This is a genomic window from Enterococcus villorum (assembly GCF_007990225.1).
In the GTDB taxonomy this organism is placed as follows: Bacteria; Bacillota; Bacilli; order Lactobacillales; family Enterococcaceae; genus Enterococcus_B; species Enterococcus_B villorum.
In genome coordinates this window covers 119,525-146,239 of sequence record NZ_BJWF01000003.1, presented here as the reverse complement: position 1 = coordinate 146,239, position 26,715 = coordinate 119,525, and the positions used below count along the sequence as shown (strand labels likewise).

General features: G+C 34.5%; 20 protein-coding genes and 1 pseudogene. 18 read left to right on the top strand and 3 right to left on the bottom strand.

Annotated features, from left to right (window positions below; translation table 11 throughout):
• Positions 1–242 precede the first annotated feature (242 nt).
• The 6 genes from EVI01_RS02745 to EVI01_RS02720 all read left to right on the top strand — a co-directional run bounded on the left by EVI01_RS02745 (position 243) and on the right by EVI01_RS02720 (position 7,973).
• Positions 243–2,261: a BglG family transcription antiterminator gene (locus EVI01_RS02745; protein ID WP_010751545.1), complete on the top strand. Its 2,019-nt coding sequence runs from the start codon at positions 243–245 to the stop codon at positions 2,259–2,261.
• 2 nt (positions 2,262–2,263) lie between these two features.
• The gene (locus EVI01_RS02740; RefSeq protein WP_010751544.1) at positions 2,264–2,542 is read left to right on the top strand and encodes a PTS sugar transporter subunit IIB; all 279 of its coding nucleotides are present in this window, start codon (positions 2,264–2,266) and stop codon (positions 2,540–2,542) included.
• A 29-nt stretch (positions 2,543–2,571) separates the two neighbouring features.
• Positions 2,572–3,960, top strand: a complete 1,389-nt coding sequence (gene ulaA, locus EVI01_RS02735) for a PTS ascorbate transporter subunit IIC (RefSeq protein WP_010751543.1) — start codon at positions 2,572–2,574, stop codon at positions 3,958–3,960.
• Positions 3,961–4,386: 426 nt separating this feature from the next.
• Entirely contained in the window at positions 4,387–5,022 is a 636-nt protein-coding gene (locus tag EVI01_RS02730; RefSeq protein ID WP_010751542.1) for a MarR family winged helix-turn-helix transcriptional regulator, read from the top strand.
• Positions 5,022–6,818: an ABC transporter ATP-binding protein gene (locus tag EVI01_RS02725; protein ID WP_010751541.1), complete on the top strand. Its 1,797-nt coding sequence runs from the start codon at positions 5,022–5,024 to the stop codon at positions 6,816–6,818. Before EVI01_RS02730 ends, EVI01_RS02725 begins: the two co-directional genes overlap by 1 nt.
• Before the next feature lie 423 nt (positions 6,819–7,241).
• The gene (locus EVI01_RS02720) at positions 7,242–7,973 is read left to right on the top strand and encodes a hypothetical protein (protein WP_010751540.1); all 732 of its coding nucleotides are present in this window, start codon (positions 7,242–7,244) and stop codon (positions 7,971–7,973) included.
• An 84-nt stretch (positions 7,974–8,057) separates the two neighbouring features.
• Here EVI01_RS02720 and EVI01_RS02715 read toward each other — a convergent pair whose 3' ends face one another.
• A complete protein-coding gene (locus tag EVI01_RS02715; protein WP_010751539.1) occupies positions 8,058–9,995 on the bottom strand; it encodes an ABC-F family ATP-binding cassette domain-containing protein in 1,938 nt (645 codons plus the stop codon).
• Positions 9,996–10,216: 221 nt separating this feature from the next.
• On the opposite strand from EVI01_RS02715, the gene EVI01_RS02710 reads away from it, so the two are divergent.
• Both EVI01_RS02710 and dinB read left to right on the top strand, forming a co-directional pair.
• Positions 10,217–10,876, top strand: a complete 660-nt coding sequence (locus tag EVI01_RS02710; protein ID WP_010751538.1) for a redox-sensing transcriptional repressor Rex — start codon at positions 10,217–10,219, stop codon at positions 10,874–10,876.
• 253 nt (positions 10,877–11,129) lie between these two features.
• The gene (gene dinB / locus EVI01_RS02705) at positions 11,130–12,236 is read left to right on the top strand and encodes a DNA polymerase IV (protein WP_010751537.1); all 1,107 of its coding nucleotides are present in this window, start codon (positions 11,130–11,132) and stop codon (positions 12,234–12,236) included.
• Between the two features lie 464 nt (positions 12,237–12,700).
• Here the strand turns inward: dinB and nrdG are convergent, their stop codons facing one another.
• Together nrdG and nrdD are read right to left on the bottom strand one after the other, a co-directional pair.
• Positions 12,701–13,303: an anaerobic ribonucleoside-triphosphate reductase activating protein gene (nrdG, locus tag EVI01_RS02700; protein WP_010751536.1), complete on the bottom strand. Its 603-nt coding sequence runs from the start codon at positions 13,301–13,303 to the stop codon at positions 12,701–12,703.
• Positions 13,304–13,580: 277 nt separating this feature from the next.
• Positions 13,581–15,770: an anaerobic ribonucleoside-triphosphate reductase gene (nrdD, locus tag EVI01_RS02695; RefSeq protein ID WP_010751535.1), complete on the bottom strand. Its 2,190-nt coding sequence runs from the start codon at positions 15,768–15,770 to the stop codon at positions 13,581–13,583.
• A gap of 351 nt (positions 15,771–16,121) precedes the next feature.
• On the opposite strand from nrdD, the gene EVI01_RS02690 reads away from it, so the two are divergent.
• The 10 genes and pseudogenes from EVI01_RS02690 to EVI01_RS02645 all read left to right on the top strand — a co-directional run bounded on the left by EVI01_RS02690 (position 16,122) and on the right by EVI01_RS02645 (position 26,705).
• Positions 16,122–16,889: an ABC transporter ATP-binding protein gene (locus tag EVI01_RS02690; RefSeq protein ID WP_010751534.1), complete on the top strand. Its 768-nt coding sequence runs from the start codon at positions 16,122–16,124 to the stop codon at positions 16,887–16,889.
• Positions 16,879–18,930, top strand: coding sequence for an ABC transporter permease (locus EVI01_RS02685; protein ID WP_010751533.1), 2,052 nt, complete (start codon positions 16,879–16,881; stop codon positions 18,928–18,930). The genes EVI01_RS02690 and EVI01_RS02685 overlap by 11 nt, the downstream gene beginning before the upstream one ends.
• 396 nt (positions 18,931–19,326) lie before the next feature.
• Positions 19,327–19,476, top strand: a complete 150-nt coding sequence (locus tag EVI01_RS02680) for a teichoic acid D-Ala incorporation-associated protein DltX (protein WP_010751532.1) — start codon at positions 19,327–19,329, stop codon at positions 19,474–19,476.
• Positions 19,477–19,486: 10 nt separating this feature from the next.
• On the top strand, positions 19,487–21,004 hold the full coding sequence (gene dltA, locus EVI01_RS02675; RefSeq protein WP_010751531.1) for a D-alanine--poly(phosphoribitol) ligase subunit DltA: 1,518 nt from the start codon (positions 19,487–19,489) through the stop codon (positions 21,002–21,004).
• Positions 21,001–22,206, top strand: coding sequence for a D-alanyl-lipoteichoic acid biosynthesis protein DltB (gene dltB, locus EVI01_RS02670; protein WP_010751530.1), 1,206 nt, complete (start codon positions 21,001–21,003; stop codon positions 22,204–22,206). Before dltA ends, dltB begins: the two co-directional genes overlap by 4 nt.
• Positions 22,207–22,290: 84 nt before the next feature.
• Positions 22,291–22,524 carry a D-alanine--poly(phosphoribitol) ligase subunit DltC gene (gene dltC, locus EVI01_RS02665; protein WP_010751529.1) on the top strand — a complete coding sequence of 78 codons (234 nt, stop codon included), beginning with the start codon at positions 22,291–22,293 and terminating at the stop codon, positions 22,522–22,524.
• A gap of 2 nt (positions 22,525–22,526) precedes the next feature.
• Entirely contained in the window at positions 22,527–23,795 is a 1,269-nt protein-coding gene (dltD, locus tag EVI01_RS02660) for a D-alanyl-lipoteichoic acid biosynthesis protein DltD (RefSeq protein WP_010751528.1), read from the top strand.
• Between the two features lie 225 nt (positions 23,796–24,020).
• Positions 24,021–25,103, top strand: a complete 1,083-nt coding sequence (locus EVI01_RS02655) for a M42 family metallopeptidase (RefSeq protein WP_010751527.1) — start codon at positions 24,021–24,023, stop codon at positions 25,101–25,103.
• Positions 25,103–25,900 (top strand): annotated as a pseudogene (locus EVI01_RS02650) (DUF975 family protein). Before EVI01_RS02655 ends, EVI01_RS02650 begins: the two are co-directional and overlap by 1 nt.
• A gap of 64 nt (positions 25,901–25,964) precedes the next feature.
• Complete coding sequence (locus EVI01_RS02645; protein ID WP_010751524.1) at positions 25,965–26,705, top strand: MBL fold metallo-hydrolase; 741 nt, start codon at positions 25,965–25,967, stop codon at positions 26,703–26,705.
• The last annotated feature ends 10 nt before the right edge of the window (positions 26,706–26,715 follow it).

The window sequence follows — 26,715 nt, the reverse complement described above, 5'->3', positions numbered from 1 at the left end:
GTTAATCCCTAATTTCGTTTAGTCGTTAATCATTTTAGAAAGGGTTAGGAGAGAGATGTACTACTATTCATGGTGAATTACTCCTACTTCCAGCGTTAAAAAATGTTAGATTTAGCTAAGTAGAGGTAGTTCACTAGCAGTTCAGTATAATTTTTTTTAAAATGGAAACGCATGTTGTACCAAACAAATCTCGCATTTAAAAAATGTGCATATTAGAATACAAATAGGAGGTGAACAGCGCTGTGGATGAAATGATTACTTATCTCCTCAAAAGTTACTCTGGTAAAGAAATAACTTGGTCCGAAGCTTCAACGATAATTGGGAAACCAATGAATGAAGTAAAAAAGCAACTTCTTCCTTTTAGTAGTTCTTATAACGAACATTATGTGAAGCTAGAGAAAATCAAACCGATTGAATGGGTGGAAACGTTTCTCGGAATTTCAAGATATGAAGTTGTTTATACAGAGAAAGAAAGAAGTCATTTACTTTATTTAATGGTTTACTCAGAAAAAGAAGGTTTATCTGTCTTTCATTTTCAAGAATTTTTAAAAGTTTCCAAAGGGACTATTCTATCAGATATCAAGAAAATACGAGAAATGTTAAGCAATGAAAACTGTCAGTTGCTCTATTCAAGGAAAAGGGGTTTTACACTTTTGGGAAGCGAGTTTCAATTACGTAGAGAAGCAAAAAATCGTTTGGCGTCTCTACTGCAAACTACAAGTGGGCGATTTGGGGTATTGTTATGGCTAGTTTCAATGGATTTTGTACTAGTTGCACAAGTGAAAAAAGCAATTATTAATGCTTGTCTTCGTACGACGATTCAATTAGCACCTAGTAGAATGGAAGAACTTGCATTTTTCTATTCATTAACAAAAAAAAGAATTGGAGATTCCAGCTTGGAAGAGTATGATGAGTTGCCTATTATCCACTCGAATGAAACCGCTTCGATCAGTAAAAAAGTACTTTCGTCTATTATTGAAACACCAATAACAGAAAAAGAAACCCAATTTTTTTCAAGATGTTTGATGACATTTGTACAAGGAAACCTTCACGATCAGTCCCAAGAATTTTTATTTTCTTGTGTAGCTGAGATCATTCATCGCATGGAGGCGCTTGTCGCTGTTAGATTTGAATCATTCAAAGAACTATTTGATAATTTGTATTTTCACTTAGTTCCAGCTTATTACAGAATGGTTTACGGGTTTTATTTACCCAATCCAATGATTAAACAAATAAAAAGTCAGTATGGCGCTATTTATGAACTAACAAAGAAAGCTTTGCAGCCGTTTGAAAAAATCATCAGAAAAAAAATACCAGAAGAAGAAATTGGCTTTTTTTCGATTCTATTTGGTGGAGAAATTCGTAAGTCGAATTTATTAGCACAACAAAAAAGGATTCGGGCAATTATTTTATGTCCGAGTGGCATTAGTTCTTCCTTGATATTAAAAAGTGAATTAGCTCATTTATTCCCTACACTTTTCTTTACTCAAACGGATTCCATTGATCGGTTACACGAAATTGATGAAGAAACATATGACATTATTTTTTCAACTGTTAAGATTAGTCAGTTGTCTTTGAAGAAATCTATTTATCTTGTCAAACCCATTATGAGTGATTTAGAAAAGAACAAATTACTCAATATGGTACAAAATGAATGGTTGATTCCGGGTTTCTCTTTACCCACAGCTAGAGAGATTTTTGATGCAATTAAGCCGTACATCCATTTAAATGAAGGAATAGAAGAAGAAAAAATTTACCGTATTATCAATCGTAAAATAAACAAGTCATTTGAAAGAAAAGAGGATTGTCGCCCTATGTTATCACAATTAATCACGCCAGAAATGATTCAGCTGGTCCCAAAACAAGTGAATTGGAAGGAAGCGATCACGTTAGCTGCAAAACCATTACTTGATACAGAAAAAATCACTACTTCTTATATTGAAGCAATGATCGATCGCGTGAATCAATATGGCGCTTTCATTTATATTGGTGACCGTATTGCTTTACCTCATGCAAGACCAGAAGATGGTGTAAATGAATTGGGAATGTCGTTGTTAAAATTAGATGAACCAGTAGACTTACTTGACGAGAAACATCCCGTTCAATTATTTATTTGTCTTGCAGCCATTGATAATGATGCCCATTTACGTGCATTAGCAAATCTTACAAAACTATTATCAAAGAAAGAAAATTTACAAGCATTAATGCATGCACAATCCACGGAAGAAATTAGAAAGATCATTAAAAAAGGAGACGAATAATTATGAGAATCGTAGCAGTTTGTCAAAGTGGTTTAGGAACAAGCTTCATGGTGGAAATGAATATTAAACAAGCACTTCAAGATTTAGGACAAGAATTAGACCAATATGAAGTGAGTCATACGGATGTTGGTAGTGTGTCAAATGACATGGCGGATTATTTTTTTATCGAATATTCTTTAAAAGATACATTATACACCATTCCTGAGGAAAAATTGATTGCGCTTCAATCAATCATTGATGGAGAAGAAGTAAAAGAAAAGGTAGCAGCAATTATTGAATAAAAAATACACATATGGAGGAGAAGATAACCATGGATACGGTTTTGAATTTGTTTGTTTCGATTGTCAGTCAACCGTCGATATTAGTCTCTCTGATTGCTTTTTTAGGATTAGTTTTGCAAAAGAAAAAAGCTTCTGAAGTCATTCAAGGAACCATAAAAACGTTTATCGGTTTTCTTGTATTAATTGGTGGTGCGGGATTGATCAGTCAATCATTAACGCCTTTTGCTACAATGTTTCAGACAGCACTCCATACACAAGGGGTGGTTCCAAGTAATGAAGCAGTTGTAGCAATTGCCTTGCAACAATTTGGTACACCAACAGCACTTATCATGTTAGTGGGAATGATCGTTAACATTTTATTGGCACGTTTTACACGATATAAATTTATTTTCCTCACTGGACAAGCGATGCTTTATGTATCTTGTTTAACAGCTGTCATCTTGATTAGTGCAGGATTTGAAACTTCTCTCTGGATGATTTTACTTGGTGGAATCTTTGAAGGATGTTTATTAACGATCACTCCAGCACTTTGTCAACCATTTATGAAGTCAATTACTGGTAATGATCAAGTGGCATTAGGACATACTGGAAATATTGGTTATGCAACAAGTGGCTGGATTGGAAAATTTTTTGGCAACAAAGCGCATTCAACAGAAACGATCAAGATTCCTAAAAGTTTTGGTTTTTTGAGAGATTCAACTGTATCAATCATGTTATTAATGTCAATTGTGTATGTTGCACTTGCTTTAATTGCTGGTCCATCTTTTGTGGAAAAAGAATTAAGTAATGGTGACAACGCTGTGATTTTTTCTTTGATCCAAGCAGGAACATTTACTGCAGGCTTTGTGATCGTTTTACAAGGTGTTCGTATGGTATTGGCTGAAATTGTACCAGCATTTCAAGGAATTGCTAAAAAGCTTGTGCCAAACTCAAAACCAGCATTGGATGTACCAATTGTTTTTCCATATGCGCCTAACGCCGTTTTAATTGGATTTTTCGTTAGTTTTCTTGTAGGAACACTCTCCATGTTTGGAATGATTGCCTTGAAAACCACCGTAATTATTCCTGGTGTCGTTGGTCATTTTTTCTGTGGTGCAGCTTCTGGTGTATTTGGGAATGCAACAGGCGGAAGAAGAGGAGCAATATTAGGATCTGCATTCAACGGACTACTGATTAGCTGGTTACCGCTGTTTATTTTTCCAGTTCTAGGAAATTTACAACTTGCTTCGTCGACATTTGCTGATACGGACTATTTGATCCCAGGCTTGATTCTAGGAAAGTTAGGAGCAGAAGGAAAAACTGTACTGATCTTTGCGATTCTTGCTTTCCTTGTTATTGTGGTTTTATCGAGTATTATCCTCAATCAACGTGCACCAAAAAATAGCAATGTGGAAACAAATAGGATTCAAGAAAAATAGATTTATAAAACAATAAATCTTCTTTATTATGTATTCTCAAAAAGCTTGGAATAACTGTTGAAACAATCGTTATTCTGAGCTTATTTTTGTGTAGGCTCTCTTATCAAAGAACAGGGGAAATTGAAAATAGAGGGAAAAATGAACATTCATCGCAAATTGCTTTTGTAAAGAGGGAGAAAAGCAGGTACTATTTCGTTTTATTTTCTACTATATTTTTGCTGAGTTACCGGATCTTTTTTTAAATTAATTATCAGAAGAGCTCAATGCGTTGTACGTAAGAATAATGGCTTTTATTTTTTATCTTTTAAGTAGATAAAATATTTATCGATAAATATTTAGTTTTTTTATTTACAAACTAATTAAATGGTTTATAATTTATTTTGTTGATATCGATATAAACTAAATAAATAACTGGGAGGTTGTTTTATGAATCACAATGAAATTTTAGAAAATCTATTAGAAATCTCGCATCATCCGTTTTTACTTTTTGCTTATCAGGTAGAAGAAAAAACAGACAATGCATTTGAGACATTGAAAATATTAGTAACCGAAGAAAATGTAACAGCAGGACGTATAGCTGAAGTGCTTGATATTAAGCCTTCGAGCGTGACTCAAATCATTAAAAAATTAGAAGAGGCTGGTGCGGTCATACGAGAAAAATCAGCAACGGATTCACGCGTCACTTTAGTAAAGATTACAGATAAAGGTCGAGAAAGTTTAACGGAACATGGTTCGATCAGTCAGACATTAAAAGAGGTCTTGTTTAAAGATTTTGCAGAAGAAGAATTGAGACAATTAAATAGCTATCTTGAACGGATGAATGAAAATATTAGTAGTTCCGAATTTCAGGAAAAATTAGCCGAAGTGTTTGGTGATGACAAGCGTTGGGAACGATTCAATACGATGAGTGCTCATTTTGGTCGGGCACGTGAACAAATGATGGAACGTAGTGGCTTTGGTGGGTTCAACAGATTCGATGGATTTGGACGTGGCGGTTTTGATCATCGAATGAATGGTCATTTTGGTGGTTTTGATGGTTGGAAGAAAGGACGTAAAAAATAATGGCACAAGGTGGAGGCGGAAGACCTATGAATGCTTCCGTGAGAAAAGATGGTACGAAGTTCTCGCTAAAAGAATTTTTTGGTTTGATTAAACAGACCAAACCTAAGTATCATTTACTGATAATTGGTATGATTTTATTGGCAGGCTCGTCAGCAGTTCAAGTTTATGTACCAAAATTAGCTTCTAATTTAGTGAATAACTTTCAACAAGGCGTGGATTATTCTTTATTAGGAAAGGTAGTAGGATTATTTGTCCTTTCAGCGATTGTTTCTGCAACTGGTGGGACTATCTTAGGCATCTTCGGAGAAAATGTTATACAGAATATGCGAAAACGGTTATGGAATCAATTGACCATACTCAAAGTATCTTATTTTGATTCAGTGAAAGCTGGAGAAATGGCGAGTCGGGTGACCAATGATACAACACAAGTTAAACAATTACTTGCAGGTACTTTTCCACAAACGATTGCAAGTGTCATTACTGTGATTGGAACAGTTTATATGATGATCAAAATGGACTGGCATATGTCTCTTGCGATGGTTATTGCAGTTCCAGTAGTTATCATTTTTATGGTGCCAGTAATGTCTTTTGGTTCAAAAGTAAGCCATATTCGTCAAGATGCCATGAGTCATTTTAATGGGATCGCAACCGAAACACTTTCAGAAATTCGTTTAGTTAAAACATCTAACGCCGAAAAGCAAGCGCAAGAACGTGCTGCAAATGAAGTGGATCGTTTGTTTCATGTCGGGAAGAAAGAAGCTGTATTTGACGCTGCTATGCAACCCATTATGATGATGGTTTTTATGAGCATGGTCTTTGGTTTACTAGCATATGGCATGCACCGAATTGCCATTGGAGCAATGACGATTGGTGTGTTAATGAGTTTCTTGATGTATCTATTTAATTTGATCGGAGCGATGCCCATCATTGCGACATTATTTTCTGAAATGGCTAAAGCGGCAGGTTCAACACGTCGCGTCCAAGAACTATTGGATGAAACACCAGAAGATTTTGAATCTGGTCAGACAGTTGATTTAGCTAATCAAACGTTAACAGTTTCAAATGTAGATTTTGCTTATAGTGATACTCCTAACGAAACTATTTTGTCAAATATCTCTTTTGAAGCAAAACCCAATGAAATCATTGCGTTTGCTGGTCCTTCAGGTGGTGGGAAATCGACGACTTTTAGTTTGTTAGAGCGATTTTATCAACCTACTTCTGGAACGATCAAATTTGGAGAAACAAATATCGAAGAGATTCAGCTAACAAATTATCGTAGTCAAATTGGGTATGTTTCGCAAGATTCTGCTATTATGGCAGGTTCAATTCGTTATAATTTGACCTATGGACTTGAAGAAGAATTTTCAGATGAAAAACTTTGGGAAGTTTTAGAATTAGCATATGCCCGTAAATTTGTAGAAGATATGCCTCAAGGATTAGATACAGAAGTGGGAGAACGTGGAACAAAAATTTCTGGTGGTCAACGCCAACGGCTAGCAATTGCACGAGCGTTTCTTAGAAATCCAAAAGTTTTAATGCTAGACGAAGCAACAGCAAGTCTTGATTCTGAATCAGAAGCAAAAGTTCAACAAGCTTTGACAAATTTGATGAAAGGGCGTACGACTCTTGTTATTGCTCATCGATTATCAACAATTGTGGATTCAGACAGAATTTACTTTATTGAAAAAGGAAAAGTAACAGGCTCAGGCAAGCATGATGAACTGGTTCAAAAACATGATACCTATGCAAAATATGTCGAAGAACAATTTAAAGTGGACGTATTGCAAATTGCTTGATCAGTCCCAAGACCGCGACTAACCCTCGCGTTTTTTTTTGTTATAAAGGGTGAAATATGAATAGTTGAGAGTAATGACCAAAATCTTTTTTTCGAACTAGAATGGGATAAAAAGACCTATACAAAAATAATTGAATGATTATAATTTTCTTTAAAGAGCTTAGAAGATAATATGTGAGTTGAAAAACAACGCTAAAAGATAAGTGTGAAAGAAAAAATCTGTGGGATTAAGAAAAATAATTAAATGAACATCATTTCTTTCATTGCAACAGCCAAATAGTTTAGAAATAGTTAGATAATGAATCAAAAAAAAGAATGAAATAGTACAACGGAAAAAGCACGTTCTGTGATAGTTCAAGGTTACTGTAGTTCTATTAATAATTTTATTTATACTATCTATATTAGCTAGGAGTGATGATTAAGAATGTCAACAAAAAAACTAGATAAAGAAATTAAAAAAAAGCTAAAAATATATAAGAAAAAATATTTCGCTTATCCCAAATATAATTCAACCATTGCAAAATCCTTTGAGCGTTTAGAAGCACGAATGAAACTTGCGGAAAAACTCAGTACGAATAAACCAAATGAGTTTAGAAGAAAAATGTTAGCTTATTCCAATAATAATTTTTATCTCATCGAATATTTGTATTACTGGCAAAATATAAATGTAAGCAAATTAAATGATATGAAGCGCCATTCTGAAGTGTCTTTAAAAGAAATGATTACAGGACTTGAGGAAAACATAAAGATCCGAGATGAGATGATCAAGCAATGTGTAAGTGGGAAAATTCCTAATATAAAATTAAATCAATTGGCAGAAAAAGAAGTGATTGGACGTCTAACTTGTGAGTTATATAAAGTAGATGATTCTATAAAAATTAGCTGGAATAAGAGCGACCCACTAAAAAATGATCCTATGAAAGAAAAAAAGAAACAGCTATTCGTTAATATATGGCGTTATATAAGAAATAAACTGATCATTAGTAAGAAAGAAAATGTGATCACAACAAAAACACCAAGTAAAGAAACAAAGACCAATGTGCTACCTCAAGATAAAAAAACAATTTCACATGCAAAAGTTATAGCAGAAGAAGCAATGAGGTATAGAGCGTTAAAAAAGGCCAACCACTCACCGACCTTTCAACCATACAGATAATGGCAATGGATAATCCATTTTATTTGTTGAAGTAGTCAAAAAACACACGGTTATCAGTATAAAAATACTAAAACCGTGTGTTTTTTATTTAGCTTCATATTCTTCTAACTCAAGACTTAACTCTTCCCATTCGGAAAGTTTTGCTTCTTGTGTTTGACGTGCGTGTTCTAAAGCTTCGTTTAAATCATTTAGTTTGATATGATTATCTAAATTCTCTGGCATGACCATTTGTTGTTCTAATTTGTCGATTTGTTCGTCTAGTAAAGCCATTTCTTCTTCTACTTGTGTAATTTTTCGTTGCAGGCTACGAATTAATTTTTGTTGTTCTTTATTTTGGTAATAAGTTTTCTTAGTAGAAGAGACTAGCGTTGTTTCAATTGTTTTTTCAGCTAGTAACTCAGCCATTTCTTCTTCTTCTTGTTTTTTTTCTAAATAATAATCATAATCTCCTAGGTAAACTTTACTACCATTTTCAGATAATTCGATGACTTTCGTTGCGATACGATTGATAAAATATCGGTCATGAGAAACAAAAAGCAATGTGCCATCGTAATCAATAAGCGCATTTTCTAATACTTCTTTATTATCAATATCTAAGTGATTGGTTGGCTCATCTAAAACCAAAAAGTTTTCCTGATTCATGGCTAATTTTGCAAGAGCAACTCTTGCCTTTTCGCCACCACTTAAAAGGGGCATTGTTTTTTCTACGTCTTCGCCAGAAAACAAAAAGGCGCCTAAGACATTTCGAATGTCTTTTTCCGGTACGGTAGGGTGCTCGTCCCATAACTCTGCTAAAATCGTCTTATTTGCATGTAAATCAGCTTGACCTTGGTCATAATAACCGATGGTGACGTTTGTTCCTAAATGTTCTTTTCCACGGATAAAAGGTAATTGATGAATGATTGATTTTAAGAGTGTGGACTTTCCAATACCATTTGGGCCGACAAGTGCAATGGCTTCTTGTCGACGAATATCAAGGTTGATTGGTTCAGATAATACTTTTCCATTATAACCAATTGCGGCATCTTCGATTTGTAAAACGACATTTCCAGATGGTTTTGCCACTTCAAAAAGAAAATGCGCTTGTTTTTCTTCTCCTTGAGGACGATCTAAACGTTCCATTTTTTCTAGCATTTTTCTGCGACTTTGCGCCCGTTTAGTGGTAGATGCTCGTACTAAATTTCGTGCAACAAAATCTTCCAATTTGTGGATCTCAGATTGTTGTTTCTCATAGGCTTTCCATTGCGTGGCTAATTGTTCAGCTTTCATATCTAAATACTTAGAATAGTTCCCTTTATAATGGCGCATTTTTTTGCGGCTTAATTCATAAACTTCTCTAGCTACTTTATCCAAGAAATAACGATCATGAGAAACGATCAACAAAGCACCTGTATAGCTTTGAAGATAGTTTTCTAACCAAGAAAGTGTTTCAATGTCTAAGTGGTTGGTTGGTTCATCTAAAATTAAGATATCTGGATGTTGCAATAGCATTCTGGCTAACGCTAATCGAGTACGCTGACCACCAGATAGTTCATTGATTTTTTGATCATAAAAAGATGAATCAAATTTAAATCCATGCAAAACAGAACGGATTTCATTTTCATAACTATAACCGTTTTTATCTGAAAAATCGTGTTGTAATTTATCATATTCTTTTAATAAAGAATCATTAGAACGTCGATCTGTTGTGCTTTCGCTGATTAAGACTTCTAATTGACGCATGCGCTTTTCCATTTTGCGAATGGTATCAAATGCTTTGAGCATTTCATTCCAGACTGTTTCAGATGAATCTAATCCAGTATCTTGAGCTAAATAACCTAAAGTAGCCGTTTTATTTTTAGCAATATTTCCTTCATCTGGGCGTTCAATCCCGGCAAGAATCTTTAATAATGTTGATTTTCCAGCACCGTTACGACCAACTAAGGCAATTCGTGCACCTGTACTGATTTCTAAATGGATGTTTTCAAATAAAATTTCTGCACCAAAATGGCGAGCGATTTGATTGGCTTGTAATAATAACATCGAATCCTCTTTTCTACTTTGTGAATTCTCTAAGAATCATTCTCTTTATTATCTAGTAGTCTACCATAATTTCCTTGATACTGCGAGGTTCAAAGAAATGAAAAAAAATGAATAAAGAATAAAATTTCACAATATCTAAGCAATCAAATTGATTTTTACTTATATATACTGCTATGATGGATAAATCAAAGAAATTTTAAAGAAATAGTGGAGGTAATTAAGTGAAAGATCATATTATACCAAAGGCAACAGCCAAACGCTTGCCTTTATATTACCGTTATTTGAGAATTTTAAATAATGCAGGTAAGAAAAAAGTATCATCAACTGAATTAAGTGAGGCTGTTCAAGTGGATAGCGCGACGATTCGCCGTGATTTTTCATACTTTGGAGAATTAGGAAAGCGTGGATATGGATATGACGTGGAAGATTTAATGCATTTTTTTGCAAAAACGTTAAATGACGACCAGCTGACTAATGTGGCTTTAATTGGTGTAGGGAACTTAGGTAGTGCACTATTAAAATATAAATTCCATCAAAGCAATAGCATCCGTGTCAGTTGCGCTTTTGATGTCAATGAAGAGATTGTCGGACGGATTGTAGATGGTATCCCTGTTTATCCAATGGAAGATATGTCTGAACAAATCAAAATACAGCAGATAGAAGTGGCTATTTTAACTATTCCATCTGAAAGAGCGCAAGATGTGGTAAATCGGTTAACGGAAGCAGGCATAAAGGGAATTTTGAACTTTACATCTGCTCGTTTAAATGCACCAGCAGACGTGTTAATTCAAAATGTTGATTTGACCAACGAGTTGCAAACGTTGATTTATTTTCTTCATTCAGATTCATCTCTTCATACGAAAGAAGAGAATGAAGAGTAAAAAAACATCTGTTGTATTCATCGTTTAAAAGTGATTTCACGAAAAAGTATCTAACCTTTATCAGTCGAAGTTTCTAGACATTATTTTACCGATGTTTGTGAAACTTCGATTTTTTTATAAAAAAGAATTTACAAACTTCATTGATTCAGATGATTCGATAAGAAAATTTTTTCTTTACTTTTTTACTGTCTTTCACATCTCCTACTTGTATCCGAACAAAAGTTCTTATATAATCTTGGTTGGGGTGAGTGAGATGGAATTACAGTTTCCTTTACATAATGATACATCAAGAAAAATCATCCATATTGACATGGATGCTTTTTTTGCTTCTGTTGAAGAACGTGATCACCCTGAATTTCGAGGGCATCCGCTTGTTATTGCTAGGCATCCTAGTGATACCGGAGGAAGAGGAGTAGTCACTACTGCAAATTATGAAGCAAGAAAATATGGCATTCACTCAGCCATGAGTGCTCAAAAAGCGTATGAATTATGCCCCCAAGCAATTTTTAAACCTGGTGATCATCAAAAATACAGTGAAATATCAAAAAAAATTCGCGAAATTTTTTATCAATACACCGATATAGTTGAACCTGTTAGTATTGATGAAGCTTATTTAGACGTGACTCATAATAAGATCAATGGTAAATCTGCCATTAAGATTGCTCGTTTGATTCAAACAGATATTTGGGAAAGCGTCAAATTAACTTGTTCTGCTGGTGTGAGTTACAATAAATTTTTAGCCAAACTAGCTTCTGATTTTCAAAAGCCTCGAGGTCTCACGGTGGTGGCACCACAAGATGCTCTTACTTTTTTAATGGCTTTACCAATCGAAAAATTTCATGGGGTAGGTAAGAAAACGGTCCCTAAAATGCATGAATTGGGAATTTTTACAGGTAAAGACCTTTTCAATTGCACAGAGATGATGTTGATCCAACACTTTGGTAAGATGGGCTACTCTCTTTACCGCAAAGTAAGAGGCATCCATGATGCACCAGTAAATGTTACGAGAGAAAGAAAGTCAGTGGGAAAAGAACATACCTATGGACAGCCTTTGCAAACCGAAGAAGCCGTTTTATCACAGTTACGTCAATTAGCAGAAAAAGTAGAAGAAGCGTTAAAAAAAGTGCAAAAACATGGGAAAACAGTAGTTTTAAAAGTACGTTATACAGATTATACAACAATTACTAAAAGGATCACTTTGCCGGAATATATTTATAAGAAAGAAGCTCTTTTTTATCAAGCTAGTTTGATTTGGGAAGAGATTTTGGGAGTTGAAAAAGGGATACGTTTATTAGGGATTACTTTAACGAATTTAGATCCTATGACTTATGAGAACATCGTTTTACCGTTATGGGAATGACTTATTGCTAGGCTCAAATGATTGAACCTTAACTCTTGAAGTGGCGCTTTTTGAAAAAGAAAGACATCTAATGAGAATATTTCTTTGTTGCTTCCATGGTGACTTTTATTGACCAAGTGATTGTCATCACTTCTATGGTATTTAAATATTTCTAAGCTAGTATTTGTATCCATATGTCTGAACCATTTTTATTCACACAGAACATTCGATCAGGCTATTTGTGACCTGGACAAAGCTTCTCACTTATTTATTTGATATGAAAACAATGTAGAAAAGGATTTTTGACTGTTTATTTCCATCTAATTCTCATGTTCACTTAGTTTTTTTCTAAGCAGATTGGGATTAAGAATAAAATAAATAGGAAATTTCTTTTCTTTTTTTTCGAGCGATCACAGATAAACTTTATACAAAAAACGGCATGCATCAGCCACCAATAGATAGGGGTGATGCATGCCTAAATGACGTTAAATGAATGTTTGCTTTTTTATTTGTTCGTATGATTCCGTCGCGTCGGTACATTTTTCCCAAATGAACACTTTGTTTTCTGCTAAGGATTTTTTTACATCAACAATACGCTGGTTACTACTACCACGAAATTGTAATTTTAAATCTCGTTTACTCAACTCAAAACGACCATCCACTAGAATATCGATTTTGGATAAGAGTTCTAACTTATCTTCAGAGTCTTGTAATAATTCATCAAATGTATAGCCGGTCCAAGACCAAATATCTTTTGATTGTCCAAATTCTTGACGAATACGATTGACTACTTGGAGGCATACGTCGGTATTTAAGAAGGGTTCACCACCTAAAAGGGTTAGTCCTTGCACATATTCATGGCGCAAATCGTTGATGATTTGCTCTTCTAATTCTTTGGTAAAAGGTTTGCCATAACGGAAATTTTGGGCAGCTTTATTAAAGCAACCTTCACAAGCAAATAAACAGCCACTCACATACAGACTATTTCGTACTCCTTCGCCATCAACAAAATTAAAAGGTTTATAGTCAGCTATATAATTCTGGCTGTAATCTTGTGCTAGCCATTCTTTGGGTTTAGGATTTCGCATAAAAAAACTTCTTTCTAAAGTAAGGAATGATAAAACAGGTTTATTTTAAGTAACTAGTGAAAAAACTTACTATCCGAAAACTGTATAAAAGATGACGAAAACATCATACAGCTTGGATGAGTCCAGAAAAAACTGATCCATTTAAAAGTACAGACTTGTTTCAAAGCTTCTTGCTTTTTGACAGGCAACATGAACCAGAATGCTGCTTATTCAGTCAATTGAAATAAGCAGCAGAGATTGATACCAGTATTTTTAATTTTTTCAAAGAAGACAGGAATTACTTCATGTGTTTGACACGAGAAGAAATTTCCTTGTGGCGTCCATGCACCATCGGACGAGCTTGGGGATTTCCTAAATAGCCACATGTTCTTTTGACCACATCACATGATTTTGGATCATGATTACCACACTCTGGACATTCAAAACCCCGTTCAGTTGGCTTAAAGTCTCCTTCAAATCCACATTTATAACAATGATCAATTGGCGTATTGGTTCCCAAATAACCAATTTTATCATAAGCATAGTCCCAAACAGCTTCTAGTGCTTTAGGATTTTGTTGAAGCATTGGGTATTCACAGTAATGTATAAATCCACCAGAACAGTATTGAGGGTAATCTTCTTCAAAGTCAAGTTTTTCAAATGGTGTTGGGTTTTTACGTACATCATAATGGAAGCTATTTGTATAGTATTCTTTATCGGTAATATTTTCGATTTCTCCGAATTTTTCTGTATCTAAGCGACAGAAACGATCAGTTAAACTTTCACTTGGAGTAGAATAAACGCTGAAATGATACCCATATTCATTTCCCCACGAATCTGCTTTGGTTTTTAGTTCTTTCACGATATCAAGCGTAAATTCCTTGGCTGCTGGATTTGTTTCCCATTCTCCTCCATAAAATGCTGCGGCTACTTCATATAATCCGATATAGCCTAGTGAAACAGTCGCACGACGATTTTTGAATAATTCGTCGACAGCATCCGTTTTTGAAAGGCGTTTTCCAAACGCGCCGTACATATAAAGAATTGGTGCGTTGGCAGGAATGGCTTCTTTACAGCGATCAACTCGGTAAACGAGGGCATCTTTCATGATGGCTAAACGCTCAGAAAGAATTTGCCAAAATTTTTCTTGATCTCCTTTTGCTTCAATTGCAATACGTGGCAAGTTTAAAGTAACCACGCCAAGATTCATTCTCCCTACATTTACCTCTTGACCATTTTCATCTTTCCAACCTTGTAAAAAGGAACGACACCCCATAGGTACTTTAAAGCTTCCTGTTAATTCAACGATTTTGTCATAATTCAAGATATCGGGATACATCCGTTTTGTTGCACATTCCAAAGCCAATTGTTTAATATCATAATTAGGATCAGTTGGTTTTAGATTGATACCGTCTTTTAATGTGAAAATCAATTTAGGGAAAATTGCCGTACGCTTCTCACTGCCTAATCCATTGATCCGATTTTGTAAGATGGCTTTTTGAATTTCTCGTTCAAACCAATTTTTTCCTAAGCCAAAACCAAGTGAGGTAAATGGCGTTTGTCCATTGGAAGTAAAGAGTGTATTGATTTCATATTCTAGACTTTGCATGGCATCAAAGATATCTTTTTTTGTTTTTGCCTTGGCGTATTCTTTGCGACGTTCTGGCGTTTCGATCCATTCTTTTGCATCTTTTAAATGTTTTTGATAATTAAGTTCAGCAAAAGGTGCAAGTAACTCGTCTGTGCGATCTGCAGAACAGCCACCGTATTGACTAGAGGCGACATTGGCAATGATTTGTGATATTTGAGCGGTTGCTGTTTGAATTGATTTTGGCGATTCGACTTCAGCATTTCCGATTTTGAATCCATTGTTTAACATACCTTTAAAATCAATAAGGCAACAGTTTGTCATAGGAGTGTAAGGATGATAATCCAAATCATGATAATGAATATCTCCTTTTTGATGGGCATTGGCAATGTGTGGTGGCAACATTTTTAAACCAATTGATTTACCAACGATCCCAGCAGTCAAATCTCGTTGCGTATTAAAAACATTGCTATCTTTATTCGCATTCTCGTTGACAACTGTTTGGTCTTTGTTAATTAGTTTTTTGATAGAGAAGTTGATATCCGTTGCCTTGCTTCTGGCAAAATCTCGTTTTGTACGATAATTAATGTATTCTTCTGCTAGTTCGTATTCATTTTTTTCCAAAAGAACATGCTCAACGATATTTTGAATTTCATATATCTTAACATTATCAGTGAATCGGCGTTTGATTTCTTGAACGACTAATTCGACAATTGTTTGGATTTTTTCATACGTAAGTGGAGATAAGGAGCCGTGAATTTTCTTTTCAGCTTTGACTAATGCTTCGTTGATTTTTGTTTCATCAAATTCGACACGTCGACCGTCCCTCTTAATGATTGTTATGTTTGCTACTTCTGATGGAAGAGACTTTGTTGCTTTTTTTTCAAATTGTACATTCATTTTACTCAACTCCTGCTAAATTGTTCTTGTCTATCATAAAACAAAAAAGAGTAACGAGCAACTAAATGCTAGCTATATATAGTATGCGAATAGTTGTATATTTGAATGACTATACTATATGTAGTGTATATTTCTTTGTGAAAAAAAGTGAAAACGTAACTATATAGGTTTTTTTCTTGGAATATTTTCCTCTAATGAATAAAATGGATGAATAAAAATTTTTTTTAAATGATGGTTATGTATATGAAAAAATAAAAAACTAAAAAGAATGGATCAATACCCTAAGTGAAGAGAGAAAAAAGAGAAAGAATATGCTACTATGCAGGTAAGCAAAATGCAAGGAGATAAACCATGAATAAAATGATTGAAGTAAAACATGTGAGCAAGAGCTATGGAAATAAACTATCCTCGGCAAAAGTACTTGATAATATTTCTTTTACAGTGGCAGAAGGTGAATTTGTTGGTATCATGGGTCCAAGTGGAGCTGGAAAAACGACGTTAATGAATATTCTTTCCACTATTAGTTTACCTACGATGGGAAGTGTAATGATCCAAGGAAGCGAAATTACAAAAATGAAAAACAGTGAACTGAGTGAATTTCGCCGAAAAAAATTAGGCTTTATTTTTCAAGAATTTAACTTGATTGATACGTTAAATGCGAAAGACAATATTCTTCTCCCTTTAGCAGTAGAAAGAATTACTAAAGAGGAAATGGAAAAACGAGTACTTCGTGTAGCACAATTATTAGACATTGAAGATATTCTGAAACGTTACCCAGATGAGTTATCTGTGGGACAACGCCAACGAATTGCTGCAGCAAGAGCATTAGTCATTCGCCCACAAGTTATTTTTGCAGATGAGCCAACAGGTTCATTAGATTCGAAATCAGCTACTGAGTTGTTAAATTATTTAACGACGATGAATCAAGTTGAAAAAGCAACTATTTTGTTAGTCACCCATGACCCTTACACAGCAAGTTATTGTAATCGGATTTTATTCATTAAAGATGGAGTGATTTTTTCCGAGGTAGTTCGCAGTGGTACGAGAAATGAATTTTTTGAACGTGTGATTGACATGCAAGCAACCATTGGAGGAGGAGGAAAATTAAATGCTTTATAAGTTGACTGCTAAAAGTTTTTTACGACAGTCAAGAGGATACCTCGTTTATTTTGTTAGTCTGACTTTCTCTACGATGATTTATTATTCTCTTAGTACGATCACTCATGACGAGATATTGAACAGACGCACGAGCCAAGAAAACTTATTTAATGGTTTTTTTGATATTGGCAATTGGATGATCATGGTTGTTTTACTTTTTTTTGTCATTAGTGCGAATCGTTTTTTTTTAAACCGAAGGCAAAAAGAAATGGGCATCTATCAATTATTCGGTGTCACGAAACGACAAATCTGCCTTATTTATATCATGGAGACTATGACAATGGGACTATTTGCTTGTATTGCAGGAATCTTGTTAGGAATTATTTTTTCTAAGTTATTTTCCATGATTTTGATTCGCATGATGAAAATGCAATTAAATAGTCTATTTTTTATTTCTGTGCCATCCATTTTTGAAACTAGCTTATTGCTTTTTTCTATTTTATCCATCGTTTCTTTGCATTCTTTATGGCTAATTTGGCGTGGAACCAATTTAAGAAGTTTTGGCATTTACGATCATACCAAAAGTACAATGTTAAGGATTCGAACAAGACATCGTCTATTTGGGACTTTAGGGGGATTATTGATTTCAAGTGGGTATTTTTTGGCTGTTCACTTTCGCGAATTTGCCACAAAAGCACTAGATTATTCTCAAGATATACGTTTGATATTCATTTTGTTCTTCACTATTTTGTTTTTTTGTATAGTAGGTACGTATTTATTTTTTGCCTATTCTCTTCGTGTTCTCATCGGACTGTTGAATCGTTCTAGAATAAAATACAAGGGGATTAACTTTTTACTAATTGGTAATACTCAGATCCATCTTCTTAAAAATTGGCGGATTAATTCATTAATTACTTTGGTTATTGGTATCTCTTTAACGATGATTGGTGGAGTGATGAGTGGTGCTGCGATAATTACGCGAGTTACCGAGATGGAAACGCCTGTGTCTTATCAGTTAGATACAAAAACAGCAGAGAAGATGCGTCCCATACTAGCAAATGAAAAGCAGAAGATCCAAAATGAAATGATTCTAAATTATAAAGTTGTTGGTAGTTATTTTCTTGATGACATAATAAAAACAGATCCGCAAAAAATATTTCAAATTGTCAATTTAATTTCAGAAAGAGATTACCATGAGTTCCGCCGATTCAATCCTAATATGCCCAAGATTGATTTAACTTCTGATAGTAGTACCGTAGTATTGGATAGTATGAAAAATTTATTTAGAAATTTTTCGATTTATGGCTCAACTTTCTATTTACCTGATAAAAAACTTGATATTCAAGCCACGTTACCCAGTTTTTTAGGGGATAATAATATGTGTTATTTGGGGCCTACGTTGATTGTTAGTGAATCAGTATTTGATAGCATTCAAGGGTTTGATTATCAGGTCATTAATTGGAATGTGCAAGGAGGTAATGAGGAAAAGATCAATGAACGCTTAGCAAAGGAAATACCGCCAGTTTTTGAAAACGTAATTTATTATGATTATCAAATTCAAGAAGATACTATAACTGGTACAATTCAAACCAATAAACCACAACAAAAGCAAGAAACTTCAAACAGATATAAGAATGAAGATTCGCGGATGAATCTTGTTTCGCGTTACCCCATACGTCAGTCTGCCAATCAGACAATAGGTACTATTGCGTATATTTCGATCTTTATTGGTATGATTGTCATGATTGCTACGGGAAGTATCTTGATGGTTCGTCAATTAGCAGAAGCAGAAGAGGAAAAAGGCAATTACCAGTTGCTAACCAGATTAGTGGTTTCCCAAAAAAAGATTAAGCGAATGATTTTCAGTCAAAATGCTATTATGTTTTTACCACCGGTTATTTTAGGGAGTACTCATGCAATTTTTGCAATTAAAGTGTTGACACAATATATTGAAACAGCAAATTATGGTTTAGCCTATCTTATTTGTAGTTTGTTAATCCTTATCTATATTTTGTTTTATTTCATGACCAGTGTGTTGTATAGTCGCATTATTGAAGAATAAAAAAGTTGTTTGGTATAATCAAAGGAATTTCCTATACAAGGTGACAAAAGTCATAACCAATCATGAAGAAATGAATTTTTTACAATAAATAAACATGTGTAAAAAATGCTAAATAAAGCCAACATCTCCTCATATATTGGTGAATGTTGTTATTCACCTCTAATAGTTTAAAGACTTAAACGATTTATACATTGAATTGTTTAAGTCTTTTTTTGTTTTTTGCTGTTTTTTGATCTCTTAGACAGCATTCTTATTGTAACGATCATTTTTTTATAATTAATCTAAATTGTGACAAAATTGTTAGTAGAAAAACGGTTACTGTTAGTGGAACAGATGTTGTTTTTTTAGACGAGTAGGTAAAATGACTTTGAGGTTTAAATAGGAGGCAACGTTGAGATGAAAAAATGGTGGAACAATCCGCAGTTTAGGTATTGGGGTACCTTTATCGTACGAACATTATTATATAGTGCAATCCTTTTTATGTTGATTTACTTGTACCATTACAAAAACATTCAAGGGGGATCTTTTATCTATAATGAATTTTAGGAGGTAGACAATGAACATTCATAAAATCGTTGAATCAATCGATTTTTTTGGAAAATCTGAACCAAATCGAGTAGCTTATCAGTCAAATTCATCTCAGTATACTTATGGAGAATTGAAAAGTAAATCAGATGCTTTGGCTAGTTATTTAGAAAAAAATCTTAAGAAAAATGGTCCGATTGTGGTATTTGGGAATTTAGAATTTGAAATGATTGTATCTTTTCTAGGAGCATCAAAATCAGGACATGCCTATCTTCCTATTGAAGAACATACCCCACGTGAACGAATCGAAGCTATCCTTCGTGTGGCCAAGCCATCTGCAATTATTAGTGTGGCAGATTGGACTTTGGGTACACAAAATATTCCAGTGATAGCAAAGAACGAATTGCTAGGAATAACTAAGGAAGAAGTTCTCTATGAAGCAAAACACTTGGTTCAAGGTGATGAGAATTTCTATATTATTTTCACTTCTGGGACGACAGGTGAGCCGAAAGGTGTGCAAATCAGCCATGACAATCTACTAAGTTTTGTTCGCTGGACAATGCAGGAATTTAAAATTGATCAGGGTTTACGCTTTTTAGCACAAGCCCCATTTTCCTTTGATTTATCTGTTTTTTCTATCTATCCAGCCTTAGTTTCAGGTGGTGTATTAAAACCTCTTGAAAAAGCAGTGATTCAAGATTTCAAGCAGTTGTTTTCTATTTTAAATAAGTTGAAGTTAGATGTATGGGTTTCTACTCCTTCATTTATCGAAATCTGTCTGATGGAGCCAACTTTCAATGCTGAACATGTGCCAGAGCTATCGATATTCTTATTTTGTGGGGAAGAATTAACGAAGAAAACGGCACAAGAGTTGTTGAAACGATTTCCAGAAGCTTCCATTTATAATACGTATGGTCCAACTGAAGCAACTGTAGCTATTTCAAGCATCCAAATTACGCAAAATGTATTGGATCGATATGAACGCTTGCCTATTGGTTATATTAAAGAAGATACGAGAGTTTTTGTAGTTCACGAACAAAAAATAGTTGGTGTAAACAAGACAGGTGAAATTATTATTTCTGGACCTAGTGTATCTAAAGGTTATCTAAATAATCCAGAAAAAACACAAGCAGCTTTCTTTAAGGAAAATAAACAGCAAAGCTATCGTACAGGAGATGCTGGTTTTTTAAATGAGGAAGGACTCTTATTTTACGAAGGGCGGATCGATCAACAGATCAAGTTGCATGGGTATCGCATTGAATTAGGGGACATTGAACATGGACTTTTATTAGATGAACGCATCAAACAAGCGGTTGTTGTACCAAAATATCAAGGAAATAAGGTACAACAGTTAGTGGCTTTTGTTGTGTTAGAAAAAAGAAGCGAAACCCCAAGTTTTAAATTGTCTAAATCCATTAAAGAAAAATTAGCTGATTCTGTCATGGACTATATGATTCCTCAAAAAATCAATTATGTAGAATGTTTGCCACAAACAACGAATGGAAAAGTGGATCGGAAAAAATTAATGGCTGAGGTGAATTCTCTATGAATTTTCCGCACATGATTCCTTATGCAGAGCCCTATTATTTTCTACTTTTAATTATTGGTTTAATACCGATTGTATTATCGTTGTTACTCCGTGGGAAGAGATGGCTGATTTATCAAACAATACTTAGCTTTTTCTTCCTATTCATCAGTTTCGGGGGGATTTATTGGCAACAAGGAATCGCATTAATTGCTTATGTCATTTGGCAAACAATATTAGTTTGGGCTTATTTTTGTTATCGCCAGAAATACAATCAAACAAGTTGGTTTTATATCGCAGTTCTTCTTTCTATTTTGCCTTTATTTTTAACAAAAGTTACCCCATTTTTTGAAAGTGGGAAAGAATCACTTTTTGCTTTTTTAGGTATTTCGTATCTAACATTCAAGTCGGTGCAAATGATTATGGAGATAAGAGATGGGCTAATCAAAAGCTATCAGCCGTTTCATTATATTCAATTTTTACTATTTTTTCCCACGATCTCATCGGGTCCAATTGATCGCTATAGAAGATTTGAAAAAGATCAGCTTACTCCACCTACACCTGAAAAGTATGCGGATATGTTAGAAAAAGGAATCCATCATATTTTTATGGGATTTTTATATAAATTCATCATTGGCTATTATTTAGGACAAGTGCTATTACCCATAGTGGCAAAAGCTGCGTTACAAAATGCTGGGATTTCTTGGGCATTGTTAGGCTATACCTATCTCTACAGTTTCTATTTATTCTTTGATTTCGCTGGTTATAGTTTGTTTGCTGTAGGAACGAGTTATTTACTAGGTTATCATACGCCAATTAATTTTAATAAGCCATTTTTATCTTGGAATATCAAAGAATTCTGGAATCGTTGGCACATGTCATTGTCTTTTTGGTTTAGAGATTACGTTTATATGCGATTGATGTTTTTCTTGATGAAAAAGAAATGGTTTAAGAGTAAAATAGTCACCTCTAATATTGGTTATTTTGCGTTGTTTCTTTTAATGGGCATTTGGCATGGATTAACATGGTATTACATTGTATATGGGTTGTATCATGCAACCTTGATTTGTCTAACAGATGCTTGGCTACGCTTTAAGAAAAAACACAAAAAGCAATTACCATCCAATCGCTTTACTCATATATTTGCTGTTTTTATGACTTTTCAAGCCGTTTGTTTTAGTTTATTGATCTTTTCTGGCTTTTTAGACAAGCTGTTTTTTAAGTAAATCAAGACCAATTTTGCATAGAAAAGCAAACAATATGATTTTTACTATCAAATAATTGTAATATTTTAAAGGAGAGATTTTATTATGGAAGAACAAATTTTAACTATTTTAGAAGAAATTACTGGGACAGAAGAAGTAAAAGAAAATCGTGATCTCGATTTGTTTGGTGAAGGATTGCTTGATTCACTTGCTTCTGTTCAGTTATTAGTTGAACTTGATGGGCAATTAGATGTACAAGTGCCTGTGTCTGAATTTGAAAGAGAACAATGGGGGACACCGAATAAAATCATCGCACAAGTGCAAGAATTGAAGGATTGACAATGAAAAAGAAATTATTTGCTATTTTCGGTCCAATTGTCTTTTCATTTGGATTGATAGCAGTTCTTTTCACTTCTTCTTATCGCGTCAACTTATCCGATCCCAATATCCTAAAGAAAGCTGCTTCCTCCATGTCGGAAAATGTTTTAAAAGGAGACGTGATTAAAAATGAAGCATTATCAAAAAAACAATATGTCCCTTTTTTTGGTTCGAGTGAACTAAGTAGGATTAGTCCATTCCATCCATCTGTATTAGCAAAAAAGTATCATCGAGGGTATCAACCATTCTTATTAGGTGCTCCCGGAACACAATCATTGAGTCAGTATATGATGATGCGTTCTGCAGGTGAACAGTTAAAACACAAAAAAGTTGTGTTTATTATTTCACCTCAATGGTTTGTAAAAGAGGGAGTCAAAGAAGACTATTTTAATACGTATTATTCACAGTTACAAACACTCGATTGGCTATTTTCATTAAAAAAAATCACGCCCGCTGATCGATACTTGGCAAGAAGATTATTAAGTTTTTCAATCGTCAAAAAAGATCAACAATTGGCTGAAATGTTAAAAAAGATCAAGGCCAATCAACTACCGTCAGCTGTTCAACTTAACAAGATGCGGACGAAATGGAACATCTTAAAAAGAGAAGACGAAATGTTTAGCGATATTGGCTTGAAAAGCAAACAATCCCAAATTGATCACGCAATCCAATCATTGCCAAATAACTACAAAGTAAGTGACTTAACTGCCTTAGCAGAAAAAATTGGAAAAAAAGAAACAACGAATAATCCCTTTGAACTAAAAAATAATTTTTATAATGGGCGTATTCGTCATCGTCTGAAAAAGCTAAAAAATTCACAAAAAAATTGGGACTATTGTTTTTCACCAGAATTTTCAGACTTTCAACTAGTCCTAAATCAATTAGCCCAAGAACATACAGAGGCATTATTCATCATTCCTCCGGTGAATCAAAAATGGAGTGATTATACGGGTCTATCACAAAAGATGTTGGAAGAATTTGCAAAAAAAATCAAGTTTCAGTTGAATAGTCAAGGATTTAACCGAGTAGCAGATTTCACGAAAATGTCTGATCAATCTTACTTTATGGAAGATACGATTCATTTAGGTTGGAAAGGTTGGTTAGCAGCTGATCAACAAATCAAGCCATTTTTAGAAAAACAACTAACGCCAAGTGTCTATCATTTGGACCCGGCTTTTTATAGTAAAGATTGGCAACAACAAATTCCCGAGAAGTTGAAAGAACCTATCTAAAGAAGCAATTAATTCTTAGTGGTTTATATTGAAAAATAAGTGTTCAATAGATATAACTATAAACAAATATTACAAAAGACCACGTAAAAAGCTAGGATTTTCGAAATTTGTTCTTCAAATTTCAATGAAGTCCTAGTCTTTTTTAGAAAAAATCGTTAAGCAAAAAAAATATCTTCAAGTAATGATATAATCATAACTAACAATAGTAGAAATGGGGGAACTAATTTGGATAAAAAAGAAGAGCAGTTATTGATTGATCTGACTTCAGCTAAAGGTGTACCAGGAAACGAAGAAGAGGTTAGAAAAGTTTATAAAAACTATGCACAAGATTTTGCTGATGCCATTTTTTACGATGGATTAGGAAGTATTATTGCAAAACATGGTGCAGATGGAGGACCGAAAATTTTTATCTCTGGCCACATGGATGAAGTAGGATTTATGGTCACAAAAATCACTGATAAAGGTTTCTTAGAATTTCAAACTTTAGGCGGTTGGTGGGGGCAAGTAATGCTTGCTCAGCAAGTGGAGATCAAAACCCAAGAAGGAAAAGTAATTCACGGCGTAATTGGTTCAAAACCACCACATGTTTTAACCCCAGAAGTACGAAATAAACCTTATGATATTAAAGATATGTTTATTGATATTGGTGCAACAAGTGACAAAGAAGTCAAAGAATGGGGCATCCGTCCAGGAGACATGGTGACACCTTTTATTGAATATAAACGCATGAATGGCAGTAAATTTTTACTTGCTAAGGCGTGGGACAATCGAATTGGAACCGCCGTTTCTTTACGTGTACTTGAAAATTTAGCTAATGAAGGACATCCTAACGTGCTATTTGCTGGTAGTGATGTTCAAGAAGAGGTAGGACTAAGAGGTGCCCGTACAAGTACTCACTTAGTAAATCCAGATATTGCTTTTGCTTTAGATACAGGTACAGCTGGTGATACTCCAGGAATGACGCCTAAAGAAGCAGACTCCGTTTTAGGAGAAGGACCGCAAATTTTGATCTTTGACGCTTCCATGATCCCACATAAAAAATTATTGAATTTCGTGATCAACGTGGCAGAAGAATTAGAAATTCCATTCCAATATACAGTCATTACAGGTGGCGGAACAGATGCAGGTCAGATGCATTTAACAAGGAATGGAGTCCCATCGGTAGCTATTACAGTACCTGTTCGCTATTTGCATTCTCATACCTCTATTATTCATGAAGACGATTATTTAAATACAGTGAAATTAGTGACAGAATTAGTCAAACGTTTAGATAATGACACAGTTGAAAAGATTAGGAGCTACGAGTAATGAAAAATCGATTATCACTTTCAGATTATCGTAAAAAAGCACGAGCTAGTTTAGCTCAGCAATGGGGAATCAATGCTTGGTTGGTTTTTCTTTCCATGTTTATCATTGGCATCATCCAGATGATTTTTGAGCCATTCTTTTCTTCTGGTAGTACGCAGCAACAAATCTTCAGTTTTTTCTTAGAAAACTTCCTTTTGTTTGCTTTCTCTTATAGTTTATATTACATTGCGTTAGTGGTTGTTTGAGGAGGAAGAGCGAATCAGCGTTTATTATTTTCCGTATTTCAAAAAGAATACTTTGGTCCTATCTTAGTAATTAATTTGATTAATGTAGCAATCAATTGGCTAATCAATGCATTGGTTTTATTACCCGGTTTTTTGGTTGGTGGGGTCAACACGTACTCTAAATTGCTTTTTAGTACAAGCTCTGGTTCGGTCAATTTTTTATCGGAAAATGCGTTAGATATTGGTTTTATTTTGACGACACTGTTTATGACTTTTATTTCATTATTGATTATGAGTATTATTGGCGGTCTGTTTCAATTTGCCGCATGGACCAAGTTTGATTATCCTGAACTATCGATCATCCAATGCTTACAATATGCTTGGTATTTATTAAAAGATCGTTTAGGAACATATATCTTATTACAACTTTCATTTATTGGCTGGTACATTCTGGGGGCGCTTGCACTATTCTTTGGTTTATTATGGGTGATTGCTTATGTAAATGTCACAATTGCCGAATTTTATGAACAGGCCAGAATCGAAAAAACAAGTCCAGCTGAATACTTTTTGTAGGGGAAACAAGCGATACCTCAAAATACTAAATAGGGTAGGAGAAGTTTTTGAAGGGAGAACGATCATGAAATTAACTGTTTTAGGATGCTTAGGCGCATATCCTTATAAAAATCAAGGCACGACAAGCTATTTATTGCAATCAGCAGGTTTTAATTTGTTGATTGATGCAGGGAGTGCAACTTTAGTCAAATTAGAAGAGCATCTTGACCCGCTAGCCCTTGATGCGGTCATCTTGAGTCATTATCACCATGACCACATCGCAGATCTAGGAGTTTTGCAATATTATTGGCAGTTGCATCCTGAAAGAAAACCAGAAGCCGTGTTACCGATTTATGGACACACAAAAGATTCCTTTCACTTTAACGAGTTGACAATGCCTGGTGTTTCTGAAGGCCGAGGGTATTTTGAAGCAGAAGAATTAAAAGTAGGTCCTTTTTTAATTACATTCATGGAAACGATTCATCCGGTTGTTTGTTATGCCATGCGAATCGTGGAAGAGGCAACTGGAAAGGTGTTTGTCTTTACAGGCGATTCCGGTTATTTAGAAAGTTTCACTGAATTTGCAAAAAATGCGGATCTATTTTTAGCCGATACTTATCTTTTTGCTGGTAACGAACGTCATAAAGCTCACTTTACTTCAAAAGAATCTGGTGAGTTAGCTAAAAAAGCACAAGCTAAAAAACTAGTATTGACTCATTTGCCACAATTTGGTGACCTGACACAGTTAAAACAAGAAGCTAAACGAGCTGCAGGGCCTGAGGTTGAAGTAGCACTTGCTGAGGTCAATAAAGTATTTGATATTTAGGAGGAAGACC